At 67.2% G+C, this 8336-nt stretch carries 4 protein-coding genes and 1 pseudogene; 2 read left to right on the top strand and 3 right to left on the bottom strand.

The genetic code is table 11. The features are described from left to right. Both DBR20_RS23315 and DBR20_RS15800 read right to left on the bottom strand, forming a co-directional pair. Positions 1 to 477 (bottom strand): annotated as a pseudogene (locus DBR20_RS23315) (hypothetical protein); the annotation flags it as partial. 30 nt (positions 478 to 507) lie between these two features. Further along, complete coding sequence (locus tag DBR20_RS15800; RefSeq protein ID WP_181393106.1) at positions 508 to 2664, bottom strand: bifunctional (p)ppGpp synthetase/guanosine-3',5'-bis(diphosphate) 3'-pyrophosphohydrolase; 2157 nt, start codon at positions 2662 to 2664, stop codon at positions 508 to 510. A 130-nt stretch (positions 2665 to 2794) separates the two neighbouring features. Between DBR20_RS15800 and DBR20_RS15795 the strand changes: the two genes are divergently transcribed. Continuing rightward, positions 2795 to 3331 (top strand): hypothetical protein, encoded by a 537-nt coding sequence (locus DBR20_RS15795; protein ID WP_108266827.1) that lies wholly within the window; start codon positions 2795 to 2797, stop codon positions 3329 to 3331. Between the two features lie 107 nt (positions 3332 to 3438). On the opposite strand, the gene hrpA is transcribed toward DBR20_RS15795, so the two are convergent. Further along, positions 3439 to 7524 carry an ATP-dependent RNA helicase HrpA gene (gene hrpA / locus DBR20_RS15790; RefSeq protein ID WP_108266826.1) on the bottom strand — a complete coding sequence of 1362 codons (4086 nt, stop codon included), beginning with the start codon at positions 7522 to 7524 and terminating at the stop codon, positions 3439 to 3441. An 86-nt stretch (positions 7525 to 7610) separates the two neighbouring features. Here hrpA and DBR20_RS15785 point away from each other — a divergent pair, with 86 nt between their 5' ends. Further along, positions 7611 to 8159: a Dps family protein gene (locus DBR20_RS15785; RefSeq protein ID WP_089236539.1), complete on the top strand. Its 549-nt coding sequence runs from the start codon at positions 7611 to 7613 to the stop codon at positions 8157 to 8159. Positions 8160 to 8336 lie beyond the last annotated feature (177 nt).

The following is an 8336-nucleotide window of genomic DNA, read 5'->3' as shown; positions in this document are numbered from 1 at the left end:
CTGCGCCACCGCATCTGCCTCCGCGCGCGGCACCTGCAGCTCACGCGCCAACGCCAGCGCCTGCGCACTGCCGTCCAGGTCGCCCGCCTGCAGCCGCTCACGCGACTGCTGCAACGCTGCCGCGCCGGTGCGGGCCAGGCCCTGCCGCGCCTGCGGGCGGTCGCCATCCAGGGCCAGCACCGCCTGGTAGCGTTCGCGCGCGCCGCTGCCATCACCCGCAGTCAGGCGCCCGTCGTCCAGCGCGCGATCGCCCTCGGCCAGCAGTTGTTCTATCTGTGGCTCATCCCAGAACCAGTCGGCCAGCGGCTTGCGCACCAGCACCAGCAGCACGAACACGGCTGCAGCAGCCAACAGCGCCCAACGCCACACCCGGCGCGCATGGCGCGCCTGCAGCCACCACCAGCGGCTTTCGCGGCGAACGCGATCGAGCGCCGGATGTGCGGCGCCGTGTGAGCGATGCGGGGGCTCGCGTTCCATGCGTGCAGGGTAGCCGGGGCAGCGTGAAGCTCAGCCCAGACGACGCGCCTCGCTGACGCCAGGCAACGCATCGAGCTTGCCCAGCAGATTCGACAACTGGCCGTAGTCGCTGACCTTCAGCCGCAGGCGCAGATGCGCGCGGCCACTGTTGCGGACGTTGTCGCTGTGAATGTCCAGCACGTAGGCGTCTTCCTGTGCGATCAGGTTGGTGATGTCCTTCAGCAGCCAGCGGCGGTCGACCGCATCGACCACCACGTCCACTTCATAGCCACCGCCGGCTTGGCCCCATTCCACCGGCAGGATCCGCTGCGGGCTGGTCGCGGCCAGTCGCGCCAGTGCGACGCAGTCTGCACGATGCACCGTGACACCCCGGCTACGGGTCAGGTAGCCGACAATCGGTTCGCCTGCCACGGGCTGGCAGCAGCGCGCCAGCTGCACCAGCAGGTTGCCCACGCCCTGTACGGTGAACTTGGACTTGCCCAGGTTCTCGCGGCGCGCGGTCGGCCGCGGCAATGCCGCCGTCGGCACCGGCTGGCTGGCCGCACGCTCGGCTTCCAGCAGCGAACGGCTGACCTGGTTGGGGCCGGTATCGCCGAGGGCGACCTGGATGTACAGGTCATCGACACTGTCGGCATGGAACTTCTTCGCCGCCGCGGCCAGGTCCGAATGCTGCAGGCCCAGCCGTTTCAGTTCGCGCTCCAGCAGCTCGCGCCCTGCCTGCACGTTGCGCGCACGGTCCAGCTTGTGGAACCAGCTGCGCACCTTCTCGCGCGAGCGGTTGCTGGCCAGGAAGCCGTTGGCCGGCATCAGCCAGTCCCGGCGCGGGTCGGCCTCCTTGCCGGTCAGGATCTCGACCCGATCACCGCTGCGCAGCCGGTAGGTCAACGGCACGATGCGGCCGTTGACCTTGGCGCCTCGGCAGCGGTGCCCGACCATGGTGTGCACCTGGTAGGCAAAATCCAGCGGTGTGGCGCCCTGCGGCAGGTCCAGCACCTCGTCCTTCGGGGTCAGCGCATAGACCCGGTCCTCGGTCAGCTCGGCATCGAGCGCCCCGGCCAGTTCATTGCCCTGCCCGTCCTGCGCCTGCTCCAGCAGCTGCCGCATCCAGGTGATCTTGCGATCGAATGACTTCTCCGCGCCCTTGCCGCCTTCCTTGTATTTCCAGTGCGCGGCCACGCCCAGCTCGGCCTGCGCGTGCATGTCGTGGGTCCGGATCTGTACTTCGATGGTGCGCCCTTCCGGGCCGACCACCGCCGTGTGCAGCGAGCGGTAATCGTTGGCCTTGGGCCGTGCGATGTAATCGTCGAACTCGCTCGGCACCGGCGCCCACAGCGCATGCACCACGCCGAGCGCGGCGTAGCAGGCGGCCACGTCGTCGACCATCACCCGTACCGCACGGATGTCATACAGCTGGTCGAAGGCCAGGCGCTTCTTCTGCATCTTCCGCCAGATGCTGTAGATGTGCTTGGGTCGGCCACTGACCTCGGCGTGGATGCCCTGCACGCCCAGTTCGCGCGACAGCACCTTCTTCACGTTCTCGACGTAGCGCTCGCGGGCGATGCGCGTTTCGTCGACCTCGCGCGCGATGCGCCGGTAGGTGTCCGGTTCCAGGTGGCGGAACGCCAGGTCTTCCAGTTCCCATTTCAACTGCCAGATGCCCAGCCGGTTGGCCAGCGGCGCATGGATGTCGCGGGTCAACTGGGCCAGCGCGCGGCGCTGCTCCTCATCAAGCTTGTCGGCCGCGCGCATGCGCGCCAGCTGCCGGGCCAGCAGGATCGGCACCACCCGCAGGTCGCGGATGATGGCCAGCAGCAACCGGCGCAGGCCTTCGCTGTTGCGGCCCGCCTCGCGACCGGCGTGCAGGGCCCACACCGGGTCGGCCGCATCCTGGCCGTCGAGCAGACCGATCACCGCCGCCTTGTGGCTGCCCAACGGCAGTGTGTCGAGGTGGACGCGCAGGCCCGGCAGATCGAACAGCAGGGCCGCCACCACGGCGCCCTCGTCTGCCGAGAGCATCGCCAGCGCGTCCAGGGTATCGCCCAGCACCGACCAGCTGGCACGCATCTGCGGGTCGCAGTCCGGCGATTCCCAATGCCCGCGCAGGGCCTGGCGCAGCGGAGCAGGCAGCACGGCTGCCGAGGGACGGTTCAACAAGGCATCCAGGCCGGGGACGGAAGCGCGGTTCACAGCATCGAGCAGGCAAGACAGAAGCCCCTACACTAGCGCCGCAGCCGTTCAGGAACAATCGCCGCGGCCACCATCGCCGGGAATGTGGACATGCCGCTACACTCGCCGACATCCACGGGAGAGTTCCGCCATGCCTTCGATCACCCTGCCTTTCCGCCCTCGCCTGCTGGCCTGTGCCGCCGTGCTGCTGTCCCTGTCGGCGCCCGCGCTGGCCCAGCGCGTGGTGCAGGGTGACCTGCAGCAGCAGATGTCAGCGGCCGAATTCAAGGCCGCCGGCCTGGACAAACTCAATGCCGCCGAGCTGGCGACGCTGAACCGCTGGCTGCAGGGCAAGGTTGAGGCCGCCACCACCGAGGCCGTCGCTGCGGTGCGCGAAGAAGCGCGCGAGGAAGGCCGCCAGGAAGTGATCGTGAAGAACCGCGGCTTCTTCGACTTCGGCAGCAACGAGCCGATCAGCGGCGTGCTGCAGGGCGAGTTCCGCGGTTTCGGCAAGGGCCGGATCTACGTGCTGGACAATGGCCAGCAGTGGGAACAGACCGATACCACCTCGGTGTCCGGCGTGCGCAAGCAATCGCCGAAGGTCAGCATCAGCCCCGGGGTGATGGGCGTGTGGTACCTGAAGGTCGAAGGCGTGAACACCCAGCCCAAGGTGCGTCGCACCAAGTAACGGCGCCATCGGCCGCTACCGCCGGGACCCGCAGTAGATCCACGCCATGCATGGATGGCATTCCGCTTGACCCCACCGGCGAGCACCCGGCGGGGTCAAGCCAGGGCTTACGAGGCCTGGCGCAGTGCGGTCACCCGCTGCGCCAGTTTCTTCGCCGAAATGCCGGTTCGTGCGCCCAGTTCCTGCGCGAACAACGACACCCTCAGTTCTTCCAGGTCCCAGCGCAGTGCCTGCCACTGCGGCCGCTCGCGCAGGCCCTGCTGCTCGCCCACCTGCAAGGCCTCGAGGAACGGATGCAGTTCGAGCATGCGCGCCTGGTCGCGTGGCGGATCGCGCTTGGCACGTTCGGTGCGCAGGATCATCGCTTTCAGGTAGCGCGGGTACTGCGCCAGGGCGTCAGCCGGCGTGTCGCGCAGGAAGCCGGGATGGATCAGCCCAACCAGCTGCGCTTCCATGTCATCCAGATTGCCGCGCGCCCAGCCCATCAACGGCGCTTCCAGCATCGGCTTCAACTCGGCCACCAGGGCAAGGATCGACTCGGCCAGCTTCAACCGCTGCATGGCTTCGCCGAACAGCGTTTTTGCTGCGTGTTCGCGACGCTGCTCGAATGTCGCCGCATCGCGGATATCGCCCAGGCCGTCGGCCAGCACGGCATTCATCGCTGCATCGACCAGATCGCCACGCAGGCGTTCCTGGGTTTCGATCGAGGCGTACAACAGACCGGTTTTCGCTGCGACCGGCAACTGCTTGCGTGCATGCTTGATCTTCTCGCCCAGGCCGATCTCCAGCAATCGGCGCACGCCGAGCGGGTGTACTTCTTCGGCCTGCTGGCGATCAGCAAAGATACGCAATGCGACGCTGTCACCCTCATCCTTCAGCGCGGGATAGGCCGGCACGCCGGCCTCGCCCGGTACCTGCAGCGGAATCGGCGTGGCCGGGAACGTGCGCAGGCCATCGGCCGCCATCTCGCGCCCGGCACGCGCGGCGAACGCATCGCCGGCCTGGCCGCCGAATTTCGCACGCAGGACATCGAGGTCGCGCGATGTTGCCAGCACCTTGCCCTGCTCGTCGCGCAGGCGCAGGTTCATGTGCAGGTGCGGCTCGATTGAACCGGGCTCGAAATCGGTCGCGGCCACCGTTGCCCCGGTTGCCCGTGACAGGAAGCGCGCCAGCTCACCGGTGATCGCATCGGCGCTGGGTTGTGAGAACGCTTCGTAGAAGGCGCGCGCGAAATCCGGCGCTGGCACGTAGTTGCGCCGCATCGCCTTGGGCAGGCTGCGGATCAACGCGGCCGCCTTGTCGGCAACGAAACCGGGCGCGAGCCATCCCAGCTGCACCGCATCCAATGCATTGAGCAGATGCAGCGGAACGTCCAGGGTCACGCCGTCATCTTCGGCCCCGGGCTCGAAGCGGTAGTGAAGCGGCAGCCGCGCCTGGCCCAGGGCCAGGTACTTCGGGTAGCGCTCCTGCTCGCTGCCTTCGCCCGGCAGCAGATCCACCAGTGACCAGTGCAGTCCCTTGCGCTGCTCCGGCGGCAACGCCTTCCACCACGCATCCAGCCCGGACGCGGAGTGGATCTGCGGCGGCACCCGGTCCAGGTACCAGCGTGCCTGCCAGTCCTCGTCGGCGACGATGCCGGCACGGCGCAGCTTGGCCTCTTCCTCGCGGGCCTGCTCCAGCACCTTCTGGTTGTCAGCCACGAAGCTGGCGCGGGTGTTGATCTCACCGGTCACCAGCGCCTGGCGCACGAAGATGTCGTGCGCTTCGCCGGCATTGATGCGGCCGTAATGCACCGGTTTCTTCGGTGCCAGCACCAGCCCGAACAGACTGATCTGTTCGGAGGCCAGCACCTGGCCCTGCGCACGCGACCAGTGCGGATCGAAGTGCTTGCGCAGCAGCAGGTGCGGCAGTTCGGCGATCACCCAGTCCGGCTCGATCGCCGCCAGGGTCATGCCCCACACCTTCTGCGTATCCAGCAGGTTGGCCGCCAGCAGCCACGGCGGCGGCCGCTTGGACAGCGTCGAGCCGGGGAACGGCAGGAAACGCCGTTGGCGCGGCGCCTGGAAATCGCCCTTCTCGCTGCGATGGCCGATCTGCGTGGGCAGGCCCGCCACCAGCGCCCGATGCAGGGTCTGGTAGGCAGCAGCGCGAACGCGTTCGCTGTAACCACCGCCGTCGGGAACCTGGTCCTTCTGCGCACGCGCGGCGACCGGCGCGGGCGCCGTTTCGGCCTTGCCCTCGCGGGCCAGGCGCGCGGCACGGTGCAGCTGGCCGCGGGTTGCCTTCACCGCAGTGGCATCGTCACGTGCGGCTGGCGGTGCACTGCTGCCAGCCAGCAGCGGCGCCATCGATACCTCATTGGTCTCTTCCTTCCAGCCCAGCTCCTCGCACAGCAGGCGCAGCTGCCGGTGCAGCTCGCGCCATTCACGCATGCGCAGGAAACCGAGGAAATGGCGGCCACACCAGTCGCGCAGCTTGGACTGGGTCAGATCCTCATGGGACTGGCGATAGGCATCCCACAGGCGCAGCACACCGACGAACTCGGAGCGGCCATCAGCGAACTGCGCATGTGCGTTATCAGCCGCGCCACGCGCTTCGGGCGGGCGTTCGCGCGGATCCTGGATACCCAGGAACGAGGCGATCACCAGCATCGGCCGCAGGCAGCCGGCCGCCTGTGCGGCAACCAGCATGCGCGCAAGTTTCACGTCCACCGGCAGGCGTGCCATCTGCTTGCCGATTGCGGTCAGATAGCGCTCGCTGTCGATCGCCCCCAGCTCGGTCAGATGCTGCCAACCGTCAGCGACGGCCCGCTCATCCGGCGCCTCAAGGAACGGGAAGTCCTCGATGCGGCCCAGGCCGAGCTGCAGCATGCGCAGGATCACCCCGGCCAGGCTGGAGCGACGGATTTCCGGATCGGTGAACTCCGGCCGTGCCTGGAAATCGGCCTCGGCATAAAGGCGATAGCAGATGCCCTCGGCCACGCGGCCACAGCGGCCCTTGCGCTGGTTGGCACTGGCCTGCGAGATCGGCTCGATGTGCAGGCGGTCAAGCTTGTTGCGCGGGCTGTAACGTTTGACGCGAGCGAAACCGGGGTCGACCACATAGCGGATGCGCGGCACCGTCAACGAGGTCTCGGCCACGTTGGTGGCCAGCACGATGCGTCGGTTCGGGCCAGGGTTGAACACCCGGTCCTGGTCCTGATTGGACAGCCGTGCGTACAGCGGCAGCACTTCGGTATTGCGGTACTTGCGCCGCTCCAGCGACTGGTGCGCATCGCGGATCTCGCGCTCGCCCGGCAGGAAGATCAACACGTCACCGCGCGAATCCAGGCGGGTGATTTCGTCGATGGCCGAGACGATGGCATCGTTGACCGTGCGCTCGCCCTGCTCTTCGCCCTCGCCTTCCAGCGCGCGATAGCGCACGTCCACCGGATAGGTGCGGCCTTCGACGCTGATCACCGGTGCGTTGTCGAAATGCTGGGCGAAACGCTCGGTGTCGATGGTCGCCGAAGTGACGATCAGCTTCAGGTCCGGGCGTTTGCGCAGCAGCTGCTTGAGATAGCCAAGCAGGAAGTCGATGTTGAGGCTGCGTTCGTGCGCTTCGTCGACGATGATCGTGTCGTAGTTCGACAGCCAGCGGTCGCTGGCGATTTCGGCCAGCAGGATGCCGTCGGTCATGAACTTGATGCGGGTGTCTTCGCCGACCTTGTCGTTGAAGCGCACCTGGTAGCCCACCAGCTGGCCCAGTTCGCTCTGCAGCTCCTGCGCGACACGGCTGGCCACCGCACGTGCGGCGATCCGTCGCGGCTGCGTGCAGCCGATCATGCCGGCCTGGCCACGGCCGGCGGCCAGGCACAGTTTCGGCAGCTGCGTGGTCTTGCCCGAGCCGGTTTCACCGGCGATCACCACCACCTGATGGTCGCGGATGAGCTGGGTGATGGTCTCGGCTTCACGCGCAATCGGCAGCTGAGGGTCCAGAGTAATGGCCGGCTGTTGTTGCGCCCGCGCCTGCCGGCGCTGCACCGAAACCTGCAAGGCCTGCTCGAAACTGGCGGCCAGCGCCGCATCCTGTGGCTTGGCCTGGCAACGCGAGAGCATTCCCAGCAATCGTCCACGGTCGCGGCTCATGGCGCCGTCGATGGCGGCACGCTGTTGGCGCTGGCGGGACTGCGGCATTTTGTCGATAGCGTTCATCAATCGGTTCGTTTAAAACTTTGAATGCGACCAGTCATCAAGACTGATTTATTGTGAAGGCCAACGATTCCACAAGGAGCAACCCCATGGCGAAGACCAAGAGCACGACCAAGCCCAAGACCGGCAAGCAGAAGCTTGCGGCCTCCGCGCCGTCGGCGCCCAACATCGATATCGGGATCACCCAGGGCAACCGCAAGAAGATCGCCGATGGGTTGGCGCGGTTCCAGGCGGATGCGTTCACGCTCTACCTGAAGACCCACAACTTCCATTGGAATGTCACCGGGTCGATGTTCAACTCGCTGCACACCATGTTCGAGACGCAGTACACCGAGCAGTGGGCGGCACTGGACGACGTGGCCGAGCGCATCCGCGCACTGGGCTTCAATGCCCCGGGCTCCTACCGGGAATTTGCTGCGCTGACCTCGATCGTCGAGGAGCCGGGCCTGACCGACAGTGCGGACTGGCGTGAAATGGTACGCCAGTTGGTGGTCGCCAACGAAGCGGTATGCCGTACGGCACGTGAAGTGCTGGATGTGGCCGACGACGCTGACGACGCCCCGACCGAGGATCTGATGACCCAGCGCCTGCAGACCCACGAGAAATACGCCTGGATGCTGCGTTCCCTCCTCCAGTAAGGGTTGAGGGTTCTCGGCAGGGCTGCGCCCTGCACCCGCAGAGGCCCAGGCAACGGCAACTGCCACAGCAACGGCCGAAGCAAAAGCTGGGTTCCTGTGGGTTGGCGGGGCGGTGTCGGATTGCGGGGTGTCCGCGGCATGGATGCCGCGGCCAAGCCTACAGGGACGTACTTGCGG

This window comes from Stenotrophomonas sp. HMWF023 (assembly GCF_003060985.1).
In the GTDB taxonomy this organism is placed as follows: domain Bacteria; phylum Pseudomonadota; class Gammaproteobacteria; order Xanthomonadales; family Xanthomonadaceae; genus Stenotrophomonas; species Stenotrophomonas lactitubi.
The sequence above is the reverse complement of the archived record's forward strand: the minus strand, read 5'-3'. Positions and strand labels throughout refer to the sequence as shown.

Coding starts and splice junctions, on each gene's coding strand:
- DBR20_RS15785 (WP_089236539.1), top strand. CDS start 7,611: ATGGCGAAGACCAAGAGCACGACCAAGCCCAAGACCGGCAAGCAGAAG.
- DBR20_RS15795 (WP_108266827.1), top strand. CDS start 2,795: ATGCCTTCGATCACCCTGCCTTTCCGCCCTCGCCTGCTGGCCTGTGCC.
- hrpA (WP_108266826.1), bottom strand. CDS start 7,524: ATGAACGCTATCGACAAAATGCCGCAGTCCCGCCAGCGCCAACAGCGT.